The sequence below is a fragment of the Roseibium suaedae genome (genome assembly GCF_900142725.1).
Classification (GTDB): Bacteria; Pseudomonadota; Alphaproteobacteria; order Rhizobiales; family Stappiaceae; genus Roseibium; species Roseibium suaedae.
Map to the genome: position 1 here is coordinate 124,326 of NZ_FRBW01000001.1, position 17,697 is coordinate 142,022.

Annotated in this window: 18 protein-coding genes; all 18 read left to right on the forward strand. The window is 60.3% G+C overall.

Annotation, left to right across the window (positions count from 1 at the left end):
- The first annotated feature begins 17 nt into the window (after positions 1 to 17).
- Positions 18 to 1,322, forward strand: a complete 1,305-nt coding sequence (gene hslU, locus BUA94_RS00500) for an ATP-dependent protease ATPase subunit HslU (RefSeq protein ID WP_073007393.1) — start codon at positions 18 to 20, stop codon at positions 1,320 to 1,322.
- A 124-nt stretch (positions 1,323 to 1,446) separates the two neighbouring features.
- On the forward strand, positions 1,447 to 1,941 hold the full coding sequence (locus BUA94_RS00505) for a universal stress protein (RefSeq protein WP_073007396.1): 495 nt from the start codon (positions 1,447 to 1,449) through the stop codon (positions 1,939 to 1,941).
- A 237-nt stretch (positions 1,942 to 2,178) separates the two neighbouring features.
- Positions 2,179 to 2,736 carry a NifU family protein gene (locus tag BUA94_RS00510; protein ID WP_073007399.1) on the forward strand — a complete coding sequence of 186 codons (558 nt, stop codon included), beginning with the start codon at positions 2,179 to 2,181 and terminating at the stop codon, positions 2,734 to 2,736.
- Positions 2,737 to 2,889: 153 nt separating this feature from the next.
- Entirely contained in the window at positions 2,890 to 3,567 is a 678-nt protein-coding gene (gene tsaB / locus BUA94_RS00515; protein WP_073010572.1) for a tRNA (adenosine(37)-N6)-threonylcarbamoyltransferase complex dimerization subunit type 1 TsaB, read from the forward strand.
- Positions 3,564 to 4,052 carry a GNAT family N-acetyltransferase gene (locus tag BUA94_RS00520; RefSeq protein ID WP_073007402.1) on the forward strand — a complete coding sequence of 163 codons (489 nt, stop codon included), beginning with the start codon at positions 3,564 to 3,566 and terminating at the stop codon, positions 4,050 to 4,052. Before tsaB ends, BUA94_RS00520 begins: the two co-directional genes overlap by 4 nt.
- Positions 4,053 to 4,105: 53 nt before the next feature.
- A complete protein-coding gene (locus BUA94_RS00525) occupies positions 4,106 to 4,561 on the forward strand; it encodes a Fur family transcriptional regulator (protein ID WP_073007404.1) in 456 nt (151 codons plus the stop codon).
- Complete coding sequence (locus tag BUA94_RS00530) at positions 4,545 to 5,324, forward strand: lyso-ornithine lipid O-acyltransferase (protein WP_328586257.1); 780 nt, start codon at positions 4,545 to 4,547, stop codon at positions 5,322 to 5,324. Before BUA94_RS00525 ends, BUA94_RS00530 begins: the two co-directional genes overlap by 17 nt.
- Positions 5,325 to 5,556: 232 nt before the next feature.
- Positions 5,557 to 7,032 carry a tRNA (N6-isopentenyl adenosine(37)-C2)-methylthiotransferase MiaB gene (gene miaB / locus BUA94_RS00535; RefSeq protein WP_073007410.1) on the forward strand — a complete coding sequence of 492 codons (1,476 nt, stop codon included), beginning with the start codon at positions 5,557 to 5,559 and terminating at the stop codon, positions 7,030 to 7,032.
- Complete coding sequence (locus BUA94_RS00540) at positions 7,029 to 8,159, forward strand: PhoH family protein (protein WP_235860435.1); 1,131 nt, start codon at positions 7,029 to 7,031, stop codon at positions 8,157 to 8,159. The genes miaB and BUA94_RS00540 overlap by 4 nt, the downstream gene beginning before the upstream one ends.
- The gene (gene ybeY, locus BUA94_RS00545; protein WP_073007412.1) at positions 8,156 to 8,689 is read left to right on the forward strand and encodes an rRNA maturation RNase YbeY; all 534 of its coding nucleotides are present in this window, start codon (positions 8,156 to 8,158) and stop codon (positions 8,687 to 8,689) included. The genes BUA94_RS00540 and ybeY overlap by 4 nt, the downstream gene beginning before the upstream one ends.
- Positions 8,690 to 8,746: 57 nt before the next feature.
- On the forward strand, positions 8,747 to 9,859 hold the full coding sequence (locus BUA94_RS00550) for a hemolysin family protein (protein WP_139250971.1): 1,113 nt from the start codon (positions 8,747 to 8,749) through the stop codon (positions 9,857 to 9,859).
- A gap of 189 nt (positions 9,860 to 10,048) precedes the next feature.
- On the forward strand, positions 10,049 to 11,557 hold the full coding sequence (gene lnt, locus BUA94_RS00555; RefSeq protein ID WP_208979930.1) for an apolipoprotein N-acyltransferase: 1,509 nt from the start codon (positions 10,049 to 10,051) through the stop codon (positions 11,555 to 11,557).
- Between the two features lie 447 nt (positions 11,558 to 12,004).
- Complete coding sequence (locus BUA94_RS00560; protein WP_073007420.1) at positions 12,005 to 12,409, forward strand: helix-turn-helix domain-containing protein; 405 nt, start codon at positions 12,005 to 12,007, stop codon at positions 12,407 to 12,409.
- Between the two features lie 111 nt (positions 12,410 to 12,520).
- Entirely contained in the window at positions 12,521 to 13,693 is a 1,173-nt protein-coding gene (metK, locus tag BUA94_RS00565; RefSeq protein WP_073007423.1) for a methionine adenosyltransferase, read from the forward strand.
- Positions 13,694 to 13,764: 71 nt separating this feature from the next.
- Complete coding sequence (gene trmB, locus BUA94_RS00570) at positions 13,765 to 14,451, forward strand: tRNA (guanine(46)-N(7))-methyltransferase TrmB (RefSeq protein ID WP_073010577.1); 687 nt, start codon at positions 13,765 to 13,767, stop codon at positions 14,449 to 14,451.
- 248 nt (positions 14,452 to 14,699) lie between these two features.
- Complete coding sequence (rimP, locus tag BUA94_RS00575; protein ID WP_073007426.1) at positions 14,700 to 15,290, forward strand: ribosome maturation factor RimP; 591 nt, start codon at positions 14,700 to 14,702, stop codon at positions 15,288 to 15,290.
- A gap of 69 nt (positions 15,291 to 15,359) precedes the next feature.
- Positions 15,360 to 17,000, forward strand: coding sequence for a transcription termination factor NusA (gene nusA / locus BUA94_RS00580; protein ID WP_073007429.1), 1,641 nt, complete (start codon positions 15,360 to 15,362; stop codon positions 16,998 to 17,000).
- A 36-nt stretch (positions 17,001 to 17,036) separates the two neighbouring features.
- Positions 17,037 to 17,690: an RNA-binding protein gene (locus BUA94_RS00585; RefSeq protein WP_073007432.1), complete on the forward strand. Its 654-nt coding sequence runs from the start codon at positions 17,037 to 17,039 to the stop codon at positions 17,688 to 17,690.
- Positions 17,691 to 17,697: the final 7 nt, after the last annotated feature.

Sequence of the window (17,697 nt, forward strand, 5' to 3'; positions counted from 1 at the left end):
CTGATGGAAGTATCGACATGACCGACTTTTCCCCTCGTGAAATCGTTTCAGAACTGGACCGCTACATCGTTGGCCAGAAAGACGCCAAGCGGGCCGTCGCCATTGCCCTGCGCAACCGTTGGCGCCGCCAGCAGTTGCAGGGGCAGATGCGCGAGGAGGTTCTGCCGAAGAACATTCTCATGATCGGGCCGACCGGCGTCGGCAAGACGGAGATCGCCCGCCGCCTGGCGAAGCTGGCCAACGCCCCCTTCACCAAGGTTGAGGCGACCAAGTTCACAGAAGTGGGCTATGTCGGCCGCGACGTGGAGCAGATCGTCCGCGATCTTGTCGAGGCGGGCATCAGCCTGGTGCGCACCGGCAAGCGGGAAGAGGTCAAGGCCAAGGCCCATATCATGGCTGAAGACCGGGTTCTCGACGCGCTCGTTGGCAAGACCGCCAGCCCTGCCACTCGTGATTCCTTCCGCAAGAAGCTGCGGGAAGGGGAGATGGACGACAAGGAAATCGAAGTGGAGGTCCGCGCACAGCCGCAGATGCCGAGCTTCGATGTTCCGGGCATGCCTGGTGCCAGCGTCGGCGTGATGAACATTTCCGACATGCTGGGCAAGGCCTTTGGCGGCCAGACAAAGATGAAGCGCACCACCGTGCGCGATTCTTATCAGCTCCTGATCAATGAGGAATCCGACAAGCTTCTCGACGAGGACAAGATCGTTCAGGAAGCGGTGTCTCTGGTCGAGAATTCCGGCATCGTGTTTCTGGACGAAATCGACAAGATCTGCGCAAGGGAAGGGCGTGGCGGCGCGGATGTGTCGCGCGAAGGCGTGCAGCGCGACCTGCTGCCCCTGATCGAAGGCACAGTGGTCTCCACCAAGCATGGACCGGTGAAGACGGACCATATTCTCTTCATTGCTTCGGGCGCTTTCCATGTGGCAAAGCCTTCCGACCTCTTGCCGGAGCTTCAGGGGCGTCTGCCGATCCGTGTCGAGTTGAAGGCTCTGACGCGCGATGACTTCCGAGCCATCCTGACCGAACCGGAGGCAAGCCTCATCAAGCAGTATGTGGCGCTTCTGGCGACGGAAAACGTCACCCTGTCCTTCACCGAGGATGCGATCGACGAGATTGCCTCTGTGGCGGTTGATCTCAACGGGTCGGTCGAGAATATCGGCGCCCGCCGCCTGCAGACTGTGATGGAGCGGATCCTGGACGAGGTGTCCTACACCGCTCCCGACCGGTCGGGCGAAACCATCGAGATCAATGCGGAGCATATCCGCGAGAACATTGGTGAGCTGGCAAAGAACGTCGACCTGTCGAAGTTCATCCTCTAACCTGTCGGTCAGACTCCTTGGGATCCCTGACAAAAGACAGCGGTCTCAAGAGGGAAATGAAAGGTCAATTTGGCGCAGCGGTTAGCCTCTTGCGGTTCCTCTGCGCCAGTGGCAGCATGCGCCCATGGTAGCAATCCGAAAGAGCAATGAAGAAGGTCACCGCCGGAAGTTTCTGGTCGTGGTCGATGACACGCCCGAGTGTGATCGCGCAATCGTCTATGCGGCCAAGCGCGCGGCGCGGACGAGCGGCGTCGTCACCCTTCTTTTCGTCGTGACCCCGACCGACTTCCAGCACTGGCTGGGGGTCGAGGACATCATGCGCGCCGAGGCGATGGAAACGGCAGAGACCACCCTCGCCAAGGCGGCGGAGCGGGTGCGCAACGTTGCCCGGACCGAGCCGGAATGCGTGATCCGGGAGGGCAACAAGTCCGAGATGATCCTCGAGTTGATCGAAGCGGACGCGGACATTGCCATTCTGGTTCTGGCTGCCGGCACGAGCAACGAGGGGCCGGGACCGCTGGTTTCCTCCATCGCCGGAAAATCCGCGGGCGTGTTCCCGATCCCGGTGACCATCGTTCCGGGCAATCTCGATGATGATTCGATCGCAGCTCTCGCCTGAGGTCTGCCTTTCGGATTAGGAGAAAGTCCTTGGAGACAGGTGGCGTTGCAGCTAACAAGGCGCTCAGCGCATAGGCCGTACCAGCCATCAGGCGTCCATGGAGACGCTTGAATTGAAGCCAATCGGACCTATCTAGATTTTAACAGTTCCAAACTGCCCCTGCTTGCGCTAAAATTCTATCGTAAAGCGACGATAAATTGCGCTGCAGTCCGGCCTAGCCGATCGTAGGATCAGATCATGTTCATTCAGACCGAGGCGACGCCGAATCCGGCGACCCTGAAATTCCTGCCGGGCCGCGTTGTCCTGCCCGAGGGAACCTATGATTTCCGCTCCTCCGCTGATGCCGGAGCATCTCCCCTTGCCGAGAAACTGTTCCAGATTCCGGGCGTGGAAGCGGTCTTCTTCGGTCATGACTTCATCACCGTGACCAAGAACGACACCGACTGGCAGCATATGAAGCCAGCCATTCTGGGCGCGATCATGGAGCAGTTCATGTCCGGTCAGCCGGTCATGGCAAGCGGCGGCGCGGAAGACACCGAAGACGGAGAGTTTTTCGATGACGGCGATTCCGAAACCGTCACCGTGATCAAGGATCTCCTGGAAACCCGCGTGCGTCCGGCTGTGGCCCAGGACGGCGGAGACATCACCTTCAAGGGTTTCCGCGACGGGATTGTCTATCTCTCCATGCGTGGCGCCTGTGCAGGCTGCCCGTCGTCCACGGCGACCCTGCAGCACGGCATTCAGAACCTGCTGCGCCATTTCGTCCCGGAAGTGGAAGAAGTGCGCCCGATCTGAGGTGTGCTCCAGCTCTTCGAAAAGCCCGGTCTTGTGCCGGGCTTTTTCATTTTGAGTGGTCTCCAGGAACTGTGATCTTTCAAGCCCAACCTTTGGGGTAAGTCCAAAGCGCATCTCGACATGGACGCAACCTGCCGCTAATCCGAAATGACCATGAGAGTTCTTGCGATCGACACAGCTTTGGCCAATTGCGCAGCCGCCGTCCTGGACGATGGTGCGGACACGCCGTGCCTTGCCGAAGTCAGCGCCGAAATCGGCCGCGGACATGCGGAGCGGCTGATGGACATGATCGGCGACGTGATGGCCGAATCCTCGACCGCGTTTACGGATCTGGACCGGGTCGTTGTAACGACCGGACCGGGCAGCTTTACCGGCATGCGCGTCGGGCTTTCCGTTGCACGCGGATTTGGTCTGGTGCTTTCCAAGCCGGTGGTGGGGGTCACGACCCTGGCGGCCATCGCCCGTTCCATACCTGTTGAAACGGGCGGCGCACCGGTTCTTGTGGCGCTCGATGGCAAGGGCGATGAGGTCTACTGTCAGGACTTCGGTCCCGATCTGGAGCCTATGTCCGAGCCTTGCGTGCGGACCATCCAGGAGCTTGCGGACACTCTCGACCGGTCCGTGCGGCTGATCGGCTCTGCTGCCCGCCGTATCGCTCTGGCGGCAGGCCGGCCGGAAGACGACATTCTGTCCGATATGGCCTATCCGCAGATCTCCGATGTTGCCCGGCTGGGTCTGGTCACCGATCCGAAGACATCTGCTGCCGTTCCGCTCTATCTGCGTCCGCCCGATGCGACGCCGCAGAAGAAGGGAAGGATCGAGCGGCAATGAGCCTTTGGTGGCCCTGGAGTTCCGAGCCGATGGTCGAAGAGGCTGATGACGGTGATTTTGCGGATCTCGCGGATCTCCATGCCCTGTCGTTTCCCCATGCCTGGAGCGAAGAGGAAATCGCCGGACTGCTGGGTCAGACCGGCGTCTTCTGCCTCGTGGTGCGCCGCTCCGGCGTCAACAATTCCCGCCATCCCCTGGGCTTTGTGCTGATCCGCTCGGTCGCGGGCGAGGCGGAAGTCCTGACGATTGCCGTTCATCCCCGGCACCGGGGCAAGGGGCTTGCTGGCCGCTTGATGAAGGCGGCAACTTTCAAGCTCTACAGTGACAGGTGCGAATGCCTGTTCCTGGAGGTGGATGCCGCCAACGAACCAGCCCTCCGTCTTTACAAGTCTCTCGGTTTCCGCAAAGTGGGTGAGCGCAAGGGCTATTACCGGGCGGGCGAGGGAGACGGCACTGCGCTTGTCATGCGGGCAGATCTTCTTTAAAGCCGCTGAGCATTAACGAATTTGGGCCGGCAACGGACGGAGCGGCGGAACTCATGACGGACGAGCGGACCTCGACGCTGGCGGAACAATGCGTTGCCAAAGGCATGCGCATGACCGAACAGCGCCGCGTGATCGCCGCGGTGATCGAAGCGGCCTCCAATGATCATCCGGATGTGGAAGAGCTCTACCGGCGCGCTGTCGCGATCGACTCGCGGATTTCGATTTCCACTGTCTATCGCACGGTGAAGCTGTTCGAGGATGCCGGCATGATCGAGCGGCATGACTTCCGTGATGGCCGGTCCCGCTATGAGCCTGTTCCCGATGAGCATCATGACCATCTGATCGACCTGCGTTCGGGCAAGGTTATCGAGTTCCGGAACGAGGATATCGAGGCCTTGCAGGAATTCATTGCCCGTAAGCTCGGCTACAAGCTCGTTGATCATCGTCTGGAGCTTTATGGCGTTCCGCTTTCTGCAGCCGAGGTGTCCGGGGATGATGGCGAAGATTAAGGCCGTCTGGGCCATCAGTGCCCTGACGGTTGTGTCGCTGGTGCTGATCCCGCCGCAATGGCTGGCGGTCAAGCGTGGCTGGAAACTGCAGCGGCGTCTGCCTCACATCTGGCATCTTGCGGCCACGCGTCTGGTCGGCATCCGGGTTCACCAGGTCGGAAAACCCTCAGCAGACCGGCCGCTCCTGGTGACCTCCAACCATGCGTCCTGGGTCGACATCACCGTGGTCGGGTCCCTGATGCCCCTGTCCTTCATAGCCAAGTCGGAAGTGAGCGGCTGGCCGGTCTTCGGTCTTTTTGCCAAGCTGCAGCGGACGGTGTTCGTCAACCGGACGCGGCGCACCGAGACGGGTAAGGTGGCTGATGCCATTGCCGAGCGCATGGCGCAGGGGGATGCCATGGTGCTGTTCGCAGAAGGCACATCCAACGACGGCAACTGCGTTCTGCCGTTCAAGTCGGCGCTTCTGGGCGCCGCGACCCGGTCGCTGGGCGAAGAGGATACGGTCTGGGTTCAGCCCTTGTCCGTTGCCTATCGTTCCTTGAGCGGCCTGCCGATGGGGCGCCAGTTCCGTCCGCATGTTGCCTGGTATGGCGACATGGAGCTTGCCGGTCACCTCTGGGGTATCTTCAAGGAAGGGGATCTGGATGTGGTCGTTACCTGGGGCGAACCTGTTGCCGTCTCGGCGGCCACGAACCGCAAGGTGCTGACACGGGATCTGGAAACCCAGGTTCGGGGCATGACGGCAGCAGCCTTGCGTGCATAAGCCTTGCCCGGGCCGCAGGCCAAAACTGCTTGACCCCTGCCTATTCTCAATGGGAAGAAAACCCGTTAAAGCTGGCCGGGAAACATCGACAGGGTCGTGGCGTCTCCCCACGGTTTGCGGGTCTTGTTGATCAAGGCCGCGCAGCAAGGGCGAGCCCGGGCAGCATTTCTGCCGCAAAGGCCCTTTAAAACCTGAAAATATCAATTGCCCCGAAACGGGCCATGAGGACTGAATGACGCATCGTCAGCACCAGGAAGCAGCAGACCAGACGACGCCGGCACAACAGGGTGTCCAGGCGGATGCGCGCCCGAATGCGCGCAAAGTGTTCATGCGCACCTATGGCTGCCAGATGAATGTCTATGACAGCGAGCGCATGAACGACGTGCTTGGCACGGAAGGCTTCAGCGCCACTGATTCCATGGAAGATGCGGATCTCGTCATCCTCAACACCTGCCATATCCGCGAGAAGGCCTCGGAAAAGGTCTATTCCGAGCTGGGCCGCATCCGGAAGATCAAGGAAGAGCGGGCGCTGGCTGGCAAGGACATGATGGTCGGCGTTGCCGGTTGCGTGGCCCAGGCCGAGGGCGACGAGATTTCCCGCCGAGCGCCGGTCGTGGATCTGGTCTTTGGTCCGCAGAGCTATCACCGCCTGCCGGAATTGCTGGCCAAGGCTTCGGGCGGTGCCAAGGTGGTCGAGACCGAATTCGACATTGATGCCAAGTTCGAGCACCTGTCCGAGCGGGCCGCGCGCCCTGTGCTGAAGCGGCCGCCTGCCGCCTTCCTCACCGTTCAGGAAGGCTGTGACAAGTTCTGCACCTTCTGTGTGGTGCCTTACACCCGTGGCGCCGAAGTCTCCCGCTCCGTCGAGCAGATCGTGACCGAAGCCAAGCAGATGGCGGCCTCCGGCGTGCGGGAAATCACGCTGCTGGGCCAGAACGTCAATGCCTGGCATGGTCTGGGTGCCAATGGTGAGACCTGGGGTCTTGGCCGTCTTCTGCGCCGTCTGGCGGAAATCGATGGACTTGACCGCCTGCGCTACACGACCAGCCACCCGCGTGACATGGCCGATGATCTGATCGAGGCTCATCGTGATCTGGCAGAGCTGATGCCCTATCTGCATCTGCCTGTGCAGTCCGGCTCTGACCGCATTCTGGCGGCGATGAACCGCAAGCACACGCGGGATGAGTATTTCAGGCTCGTCGACCGGATCCGGGAAGCTGCGCCGGACATCGCGCTGTCCTGTGACTTCATTGTCGGCTTTCCCGGAGAGACGGATCAGGATTTCCAGGACACGATGGATCTGATCCGCCGGGTTGAATATGGTTCCGCCTTCTCCTTCAAATACAGCCAGCGTCCCGGCACGCCCGGCGCCACCATGAGCGATCAGGTGCCGGAAGACGTGAAGAGCGCCCGGCTTCTGGAGCTGCAGGAGTTGATCGCAAACCAGCAGACTGCCTTCAATGCATCACGGCAGGGCATGACCTGCAATGTGCTGATTGAACGCAAGGGACGTCACGCCGGTCAGGTTGTCGGCAAGTCTCCCTGGCTCCAGCCAGTGGCCATCGATGGCTCCGAAGATCTGATCGGAACGATACAAGCGGTGGAAATCACGCGGATCGCTGCCAATTCACTATTCGGGCGGCTCATTGCGGGGCATCATGACCTTATCGGTTCTACTGCCGACGGTCACCAAGGAGGCGGCATTTGACGCGAGACAGCCAATCTTCGGCTCGCAGGACTCCGGATCACAGAGCAGCTCCGGCTTCCGATCTGACACACATCGTTCTTGCGTTTGAAGACAATCGGCTTATTGGCGATCTCTTTGGCCAGTTCGATCAAAACCTCGCTCTCATTGAGCAGAAGCTCGGCATCGATGCCATTGCTCGCGGCAACCAGGTAACGCTCAAGGGCAGCCACAGCGCCTGTACCCAGGCCCGTAATGCACTTGAAGCGCTGTATCAGCGTCTGCAGCAGGGCCATGAAATTCATGCAGGAGATGTGGACGGCGCACTGCGCATGGCCGCTGCTGCTGATGCTCAACTTCCCCTGCCTACTCTGGAACCCCGCTCTCGTCTTGCTTTTGCGCAGGTTTCCACCCGCCGCAAGACTATTGTTGCCCGCACCCCGACCCAGGATGCCTATATCCGCTCCATGGACCGCGCCGATCTGATTTTCGGCACAGGTCCGGCCGGTACCGGCAAGACCTTCCTCGCGGTTGCCTATGCGGCTGCTCTGCTTGAGCGCGGCGATGCGGCCCGCCTGATCCTGTCCCGCCCGGCCGTTGAAGCTGGCGAACGGCTTGGCTTCCTGCCCGGCGACATGAAGGACAAGGTGGATCCTTATCTGCGCCCGCTCTACGACGCGCTTTACGAAATGATGCCGCCCGAGAAGGTGGACCGGGGCCTGACCTCCGGCATGATCGAAGTTGCGCCGCTGGCCTTCATGCGCGGACGTACCCTTTCCAACGCTGTGGTTCTTCTCGACGAAGCGCAGAACACCACGACGATGCAGATGAAGATGTTCCTGACCCGTCTGGGTGAGGGCTCGAAGATGATCGTCACTGGTGACCCCAGCCAGATCGACTTGCCCATGGGCCAGAAGTCCGGTCTGCGAGAGGCGCTTGGCCTATTGCAGGGCATTGAAGGCGTTGCGCATGTCCAGTTCACCGAGGCGGACGTTGTCCGTCACGAGCTGGTCGCCCGGATTGTCACGGCTTATGACAATGCATCCCGTGAAGAGTTGCAGGCGCGCGAGCGCCGTCACGAGATGATGGACCGCTACAGCCGGGCCCGCCAGGAAGAGCGGGTGGATGCCGGTGGGGCAGAAGTCGAATGACCACAAGTGGCCAGGCAGCCCAAGGGCTGCCTGAGGATTTTCAGATCGACATTTCGATTGAGGCTGGAAGCTGGCCGGAAGAAGCGAGCCTGCTTGCGCTTTGCAGCAAGGCCTTCGATACGGCATTTTCCGTTGCCGGCCTTGAAGCTGTTGCGGGGTCGGAGGTGTCGCTTGTCTTTACCAATGACGAGGCGATCCGGGTTCTGAACCACCGCTGGCGCGACAAGGACAAGGCAACAAACGTTCTTTCTTTTCCTGGAAGCGACCCGGACAACGAGGTCTACGGTCCGCTGCTTGGCGATATCGTGCTGGCATGCGAAACTGTTCAGCGTGAAGCGGTGGATCTGGGAATTGAATTTTCCGACCATGTTACCCATCTGGTCGTTCACGGAATGCTGCATTTGTTCGACTATGATCATCAGGAAGATGATGAGGCCGAGCTGATGGAGTCTCTGGAACGCCTGATTTTGGCGGATCTTGGTATTGCCGATCCATATGCGGATAAGCCGCTGACCGCCGATGATGATTGAACAGCCCGTTTGTGGAGCTGGCGGTTGTTGGAGCTGAAGACAGTTTAGCGATTGATGATGATGACAGGTTCAGAACCCCGAAGTAGTGAAGCCAAGATGCCTGCAGAAGCGCAGGCTCATGCCGACGAAGAGCCTCAGCAGCCAAGGCCGCAGAGGTCTGCGGCGTTTTGGCAATCCTTGCGGACATTTTTCTCCGGACGCAGAAACGGCTCTAGCCTGCGCGAGAATCTGCAGGACGAATTGGCCCGGGAAACGGGCAATGACGCGACCTTCTCTCCCGAAGAGCGCATGTTGCTGGGGAACATTCTCCGGCTGCGCGAGTTGCGCGTCGATGATGTGATGATCCCCCGTGCGGATATTGAGGCAGTCGAGGCCAGCACCACCATCGGGCGCCTGATGGAACTGTTCCAGGAATCTGGTCATTCGCGCATGCCGGTCTATGAGGAAACCCTCGACGACCCGCGGGGAATGGTTCACCAGAAGGACCTGATGGCCTGGATGGCCGAAAAGGCGAACGGGGGTCCTATCGAAACCCCTTCGGAAGATGAGATCGCCGGAATTGGCCACAATGCCCGTGAGCTGGATCTCTCCAAGATTGATCTCTCCCTCTCCCTGAAGACCACCGGCTTGATCCGGAACCTGCTTTTCGTACCCCCATCCATGCCGGCAACGGACCTGATGGCCAAGATGCAGGCGGACCGGATCCAGATGGCGCTGGTGATCGACGAATACGGCGGAACCGATGGCCTCGTTTCGCTGGAAGACCTTGTGGAAGAAGTCGTCGGCGACATCGAAGACGAACATGACGAGGACGAAGAGGCGATGCTGCAGGCGGTGGCCGATGGCATCTGGATCGCCGACCCGCGCATGCCGCTGGAAGACTTGGAATCCGAGCTTGGCGCAGCAATTGCCAACAGTGAAGCAGGCGAGGATGTGGATACGCTGGGTGGCCTTCTCTATGTGACAGCGGGCCGGGTGCCGGTGCGCGGTGAACTTGTGCAGGTTCCCGACATTTCCGGCTTCGAATTTGAAATTCTCGATGCAGATCCGCGGCGGATCAAGCGGTTGCGCATCCGTCGGCGCCGGCCCGAGACCCGGTCCCCCGAACTGCGCAGACGCGCGAAACGGGGTGACGCGGTCAACTCGCCGGAAGAGACAGGCGCATCTTGACGGCTTTCTCCGGGAAGGGTTAACGGCAAGGCTTGACCTGAGGAGGCGGGGGCGCAACTCTCTGATCGATTCGCACCTCAGGGGATTTCTTCCATGCCATTCCTCCGGGCCTTGGCCCTGACAGTTCCAAACGCCTGTCTTCTGGCGTGGGGATGGCGGCGGTGGTTGTGCGCTTGCGCGGCGGGTGCTTTGTCCGCCGCAGCCTTGCCGCCACTTGGATGGTTCCCGGTGCTGTTCCTGACCCTGCCGGCACTCGTCTGGCTGCTGGATGGTGTGGTCAGCGCGGAAAACTCTCCGCGGGCACGGCTGCGTGCCGGGTTCGTGACGGGCTGGTGGTTCGGCTTCGGTTATTTCCTGGCAGGCCTGTGGTGGATTGGTTCGGCCTTTCTGGTCGACGGTGACCGCTTTGCCTGGATGATGCCCTTTGCGGTGGCGGCAATGCCTGTCGGTCTTGCCCTGTTCACCGGGCTCGCGCTTTCAATTGCCGCGAGATTCTGGCCGGACAGTGGTCTGCGCGTCGTGGTTCTGGCCATTGTTCTGGTCGCAGCGGATCTGATCCGCGGCTCCATCCTGACGGGTTTTCCCTGGAACAGCTTTGGCCAGACCATCGGATCGAACCTTGTGCTGGCCCAGACGGCGAGCGTGACAGGCATGTATGGGCTTGGCCTTCTGGCCATCCTGATCTTCGCGTCACCGGCTGTTCTGATCGATGAAGCGCCGCTGCGCCGCCGGATTGGTGCCATTGGTGGAGGCCTTGCAGGTCTTGCGCTCATGGCAGCGTTTGGTCTCTGGCGCCTGGAAGGGCAGGCCCAGCTTCCCGACAGCGACACGGATATCCGGATCGTTCAGCCCGCTATCGAGCAATCGGAAAAATGGCGGCCCGAGAACAGGGATGCGATCTTTCAGGAATATATCGACCTGAGTGAACGGCCGCTGGGAAAGGCAGGCCGGGTTGGTCAGAAGCGGATCCTGGTCTGGCCTGAATCAGCCGTTCCCTTCGTCCTCTCGGAAACCCCTTATGCGCTTTACAGGATCTCTCAGGCGCTTGACGGGAAGATGAGCTTTGTGACCGGGGCGATCCGCGTCGACCGGTCCGGGCCGCGGCCGGTCTATTACAACAGCGTCTATCTGTTCGATCCCGAGGGCCTCGTTCTTGATGCCTATGACAAGGTCCACCTTGTCCCCTTTGGCGAATATCTGCCGCTCCGCTCCTATCTCAACGCCATAGGATTCGAGAAACTCGTCGACGTTCCGGGAAGTTTCGAGCCAGGCTTCCGTCATAAGCTGATGACCCTTCCGGACGGGTCCAGTTTCTTGCCTCTGATCTGCTACGAAGCGATCTTTCCGGCCTATTCCGGGCTTGGAAGCGGGCGTCCAGATTTCCTGCTCAACGTGACGAACGATGCCTGGTTCGGCATGACACCGGGTCCCTATCAGCATCTCGCTCAGGCACGTTTGCGTGCCATTGAGCAGGGACTGCCGCTTGTGCGCGCTGCCAATACGGGTATCTCGGCGATCATCGATGACCGTGGCCGGATCCGCGAACGGCTGAACCTGGGCGTCTCTGGCGTACTCGACGCGCCTTTGCCCTCTGCGGGCCCCCTGACTATCTATGCGCGTACCGGCAATGTGCCGCTTTTGCTTGTCCTGGTCCTCTTGAGTGGCTGGGTGCTGGTCCGCCGGCCACGCGCTCCCTGAAATCGAAAGAACGGATTTCGGCTGCGGCGGAGGTCAGGTGAGACCGTTCGTCGCGGGCCAGTGCGGCCGGCCTTGCCCAAGGACCGGTGCCCTGAAGCTAGGGTTTCTGCGTATATCCCGAATTTGTCTAAATATTATGCAAATTCCGCAGGAATTGCTTAATTCCAGGGCTTGAACGGTTGAGTTTCTGTGATTGAATTAGCTTTCCGTTTGGGAATACAACCCGACTTCGCGCTAAGATTGATAAATCTTCTTGGGCATTGCATGCAACGTATGGTACAACTTGCTGGCTCCTCAAAATTGGTGGGGTGATGCAGGGGGAGCTGGTTGGGGGTAACTGGCGCAGGCCCGAAGGGTCTGGATCCCGGTATCGAACAATAAGTGGCGGCTGTGCAGCCACTACAGGGTCACTGGTCCACGGGCCATGTAGCAGAAAGAAAAAGACAGATGCCCAGCAAGAAAGCTCCTAATCCCATTGATATTCATGTCGGCAGCCGCGTACGCCTGCGCCGCATGATGCTCGGAATGAGCCAGGAGAAGCTTGGTGAAAGCCTCGGAATTACGTTCCAGCAGATCCAGAAATACGAAAAAGGCACGAACCGCATTGGTGCGAGCCGTCTGCAGCACATTTCAACCGTTCTCAAGGTGCCGGTTGCATTCTTCTTCGAAGACGCGCCCGGCACTCCGGACGAAGCCGAGGGCTTTGGCGAAACGCAGCCGACGTCCTATGTCGTCGACTTCCTGTCTTCTTCGGAAGGCTTGTCGCTGAACAAGGCCTTTGTGCGGATCGAGGACCCTAAGGTTCGCCGCCGCGTGGTGGATCTGGTTCGCGCCCTTGCCGGTGATGACTGATTCACGCACCTCTGCGCTTGACGCCGCGGGGTTCTTCTTAGATTGATGTGTCCGGAGCGGTGATCTAGGTCACCGCTCCTGTCATATTCATTCCCAGAAGGACGCTCGCCAATGGCACGTCAAGATTACCTTTTCACATCTGAATCGGTCTCTGAAGGCCATCCGGACAAGGTGTGCGACCGCATTTCCGACGCGGTTGTGGACGCCTATCTCAAGCTGATGCCGGACGCCCGTGTGGCCTGTGAAACCCTCGCCACGACCAACCGGATCGTGATTGCAGGGGAAACGCGCGGTCCCGCTGAAGTGACCAAGGATTACATTGCTCATCTCGCCCGCATGGCCGTGAAGGATATCGGCTACGAGCAGGATGGGTTCCACTGGGAAAACTGCGATGTCGCAGTTCACCTTCATGCCCAGTCTGCCCATATCGCCCAGGGCGTTGATGCGGCTGACAACAAGGACGAAGGTGCCGGCGACCAGGGGATCATGTTCGGCTATGCCTGCCGCGAAACCCCGGAGCTGATGCCGGCCCCGATTCTTTATTCGCACAAGATCCTCAAGACCCTGGCGGAAGCCCGCAAGTCCGGCCGTGAGCCGGTGCTCGGCCCGGACGCCAAGAGCCAGGTCACGATCCGCTATGTCAACGGCCAGCCTGTTGGTGTGTCCTCCCTGGTTCTGTCCACCCAGCATCTGGATGCGTCCCTGACCTCCCACGATGTGCGTGCGATCGTCGAGCCTTACATCCGTCAGTCCCTGCCGGATGGCTGGATTTCCGGCGAAACCGTCTGGCACGTGAATCCGACCGGCGCATTCGTGATCGGTGGTCCTGACGGCGATGCCGGTCTGACCGGCCGCAAGATCATCGTTGACACCTATGGCGGCGCTGCGCCCCATGGTGGCGGAGCCTTCTCCGGCAAGGATCCGACCAAGGTCGACCGTTCCGCAGCTTATGCCGCCCGCTATCTGGCGAAGAACGTCGTGGCCGCCGAACTGGCAGAGCGCTGCACGATCCAGCTTTCCTACGCCATCGGCGTTTCCGAGCCTCTGTCGGTCTATGTAGACTTGCATGGTACGGGCCAGTGCGACGAAGCGGTGTTGGAAAAGGGCCTGCGCGAAGTCATGCGCCTGAGCCCGCGCGGCATTCGCGAGCATCTCAAGCTGAACAACGCCATTTATGAGCGCACTTCCGCTTATGGCCATTTTGGCCGTGAGCCCGATGCGGATGGCGGTTTCAGCTGGGAAAAGACGGATCTGGTTGACGCGCTCCGTACGATTGCGGGATAAGGCCCGCCGCATCAACCGAACACGGGAACAGACCGCCGGCTCAGATGGGCCGGCGGTTTGCTTTGAAGAAAATGACCGAACGTTACGAAGGCTCGTTCTACGGGCGCCGGAAAGGCAAGCCGCTCAGCCCGCGCCGCACCCATCTCATGGAGACGGCGCTGCCGCGTCTGTCGCTGGATCTCAAAGAGCCTGCGCCGCAGAACCTGGCCGACCTGTTTGACGTGCCCGTGCGCGAAGTCTGGCTCGAGGTCGGCTTTGGTGGCGGTGAGCACCTGCTGCATAGGGCGCGCGAGAATCCGGATGTTGGCCTGATCGGTGTCGAGCCCTTCGTCGGCAGCATGGCCAAGGTTGTGAACACCTTGAACGAAGAAGGTCTGCGCAACATCCGGCTCTACGACGATGATGCCGTCAATGTTCTCGATTGGCTGCCGGAGGCATCGATTGATCTGGCCTATCAGCTCTATCCGGATCCCTGGCCGAAGAAGCGTCACTGGAAGCGCCGTTTCATCAATCCCCAGAACCTGGATCGCTATGCGCGGGTGATCAAGCCGGGGCATCAGTTCCGTTTTGCCAGTGACATCGACACCTATGTGGACTGGACCCTGCAGCATTGCCGTGACCATGCGGCCTTTGAATGGACTGCAGAAGGTCCGGACGACTGGCGCAAGCCATGGGCCAACTGGCCGGGCACCCGCTATGAGGCCAAGGCCTTCCGGGAAGAACGCGTGCCGCGCTATCTGACTTTCCTGCGCACCTGAGCGAGCGGCTCTGTAGCCTGTCCTATCGTGAATTCCTGTGCCGTTTCCAACGCTGGGGACCTTTGTCCTTGCGTTGGAGGGGTGTTTGCCTGTATACGGTCCGTGTTTCATCTCACACGGCTGGTTAGCGGTATGAGGGTGGGGCCCGGAAGGGACCCGCTCCGAAAGTGCTTAGGCACAGCGCTTTACGGCAGGGATGACCGGATTTGAGGGCGCCCGAAGGGCTGGACCCGAACAGGAGCTAAGGCGTGAGCGAAATCGAAGCACGCATCATTACCGAAGAAGGCCTGGAAGCCCGTGTATCGGCCATTGTGGAGCCGGTCATCGAGGATCTGGGCTATCGTCTGGTTCGCATCAAGATCAGCGCGGCCAACGGTTGCACGCTGCAGATCATGGCTGAGCGTCCCGATGGCACGATGACCGTGGATGACTGTGAAACCATCAGCCGCGGGGTTTCGCCGGCGCTGGATGTGGATGACCCGATCAACCGCGCCTATCACCTCGAGATTTCGTCGCCGGGCATTGACCGCCCGCTGGTGCGCGTTTCCGATTTTGACCGCTGGTCGGGGCATGAGCTCAAGGTGGAACTCTCCACCATGATCGATGGCCGCAAGCGGTATCGCGGCCTTCTGCTTGGCACGAAGGACGGTGCGGCTCTGGTCCGCCTGTCTGACGTGAAGAAGGGCGAGGAAGATACGGTTTCTCTGCCGATGGATCACATCGGTGAGGCCCGTCTTGTTCTGACCGACGATTTGATTACGGCTGCCCTGCAGGCAGAGAAGGCGGCTCTGGCTGCCCGCGATGCAGGAGAGTCGCCAGAGGATAACCGGCCCAACTGAACGGTACCGACCGGGGCAACAATAAACGCGCAGAAATGGATATCAGGCTGCGCGAGAGGAGTGGATTGAATGGCAATCAGCGCGAACCGGCTTGAACTGCTGCAAATCGCTGACGCGGTCGCCCGTGAAAAGTCGATCGACCGGGGCATCGTGATCACGGCAATGGAAGATGCCATCCAGAAGGCTGCCCGCTCCCGTTATGGCACGGAGACGGAAGTCCGAGCCGAGATCAACGCGAAGACCGGTGAGATCCGTCTGCAGCGCCTGCTTCAGGTCGTCGAGACGGTCGAGAATGTCTCCACCGAGATCGCCATCGAAGATGCGCAGGCCCGGAACCCGGAAGCGACCCTTGGCGACTACATCGCCGAGCCGCTGCCGCCGCTGGATTTCGGCCGTATCGCTGCTCAGTCCGCCAAGCAGGTCATCGTGCAGAAGGTGCGCGAAGCCGAGCGTGACCGTCAGTATGACGAATTCAAGGATCGCATCGGCGAAGTCGTCAATGGCGTCGTCAAGCGGGCCGAATATGGCAACGTGATTGTGGATCTGGGCCGCGGTGAAGGCATTGTCCGCCGTGACGAGCTGATCCCGCGCGAAGCTTTCCGCACCGGTGACCGCATCCGCGCTTACATCTACGACGTGCGCCGCGAACAGCGCGGCCCGCAGATCTTCCTGTCGCGGACCCATCCGCAGTTCATGGCAAAGCTGTTTGCCCAGGAAGTTCCGGAAATCTATGATGGTGTCATCGAGATCCGTGCAGTTGCCCGTGACCCGGGTTCGCGCGCGAAGATCGCCGTCATCTCCAAGGACAGCTCGATCGATCCGGTCGGCGCCTGCGTTGGTATGCGCGGCTCCCGCGTTCAGGCTGTTGTCGGCGAACTGCAAGGCGAAAAGATCGACATCATTCCGTGGAATGACGATCCGGCGACCTTCATCGTCAACGCGCTGCAGCCGGCTGAAGTTGCCAAGGTGGTTCTGGACGAAGATGCAGAGCGCATCGAAGTTGTTGTTCCGGACGAGCAACTGTCCCTGGCCATCGGCCGCCGCGGTCAGAACGTGCGTCTGGCAAGCCAGCTGACCGGCTGGGCCATTGACATCATGACCGAGCAGGAAGAATCCGACCGCCGTCAGAAGGAATTCCAGGAACGCTCGCAGCTGTTCATGGAAGCTCTGAATGTCGACGAAATGGTTGGTCAGCTTCTGGCAACCGAAGGCTTTGCTTCTGTGGAAGAAGTGGCCTATGTCGATCTTGACGAAATTTCGATGATCGAAGGCTTTGACGACGACACTGCCGAGGAAATCCAGGCCCGCGCCCGTGACTACCTCGAAGAGCTCGAAGCAAAGCTGGATCAGGAGCGCCGCGATCTTGGTGTTTCCGACGACCTGCGGTCCATCGACGGCCTGACCACCGCAATGCTGGTGGCTCTGGGCAAGGAAGACATCAAGTCTGTTGAAGACCTTGCTGGTTGCGCCGCCGACGATCTCGTTGGCTGGAGCGAGCGCAAGGACGGCGAGACGAAGCGCTTTGAAGGCGCGCTGTCTGGCTGCGACCTGTCGCGTGCAGACGCTGAAGCCATGGTCATGGCCGCTCGTCTGGCTGCCGGCTGGATCACCGAGGAAGAGCTTGCTGCCGAAGAAGCTGCAGACGAAGACGGTGAAGAAGACGAAGCTGCTGCTGAAGAGACGGCTGAAGGCGTCATCTTGAACGGTTGATCCATCCGCCTTCGGGCGGGTGAATGGAGGTAACGGGTGCCAAAAAAGAACGAGCCGACCGAACGGCAATGTGCTGTGACGCGTGCGGTTCTGCCGGTGGATCACTTGATCCGCTTCGTTCTGGACCCGCAGGGGCAGGTCGTCCCGGACCTTAAACGGGTGTTGCCTGGACGGGGTGTCTGGGTAACGGCTGCCACCGAGACGATCGAGGCAGCGGAAAAGCAGAAGAAACGGGTCTTCGGCCGGGGGTTCAAGTGTGAAGCCCTGGTCGATGCCGGACTTGCGGGGCGTGTTGATGCCCTTCTGGAGAAAGCGGCGCTGTCCGCGTTGTCCATGACCCGCAAGGCTGGAGAGCTCGTGACCGGCTTTTCAAAGGTTGAGGCTGCTTTGAAGCGGGATCCCGTTTCTGGCCTCATCCATGCCTCGGAGGCCGCGGACGACGGCATTCGAAAGCTTGCAGGTGTTGCTGCAGGCCGAAACGAGACTGCAAACGGGCTCCAGATTGTCCGTTTGTTCGATTCGACTCAATTGGATTTGGCATTGGGTCGGTCAAATGTGATACATGCTGCACTGCTTGCGGGCCGGGCGAGCGAAAACTTCCTCTCGCGAGTGCGCGAACTGGAAGCTTTCCGGTCGAATTCCGCCGCAAAAGACATAGGCAACGCAGACGGTGCGGTTGCGCAGGACTGAAGGCAAT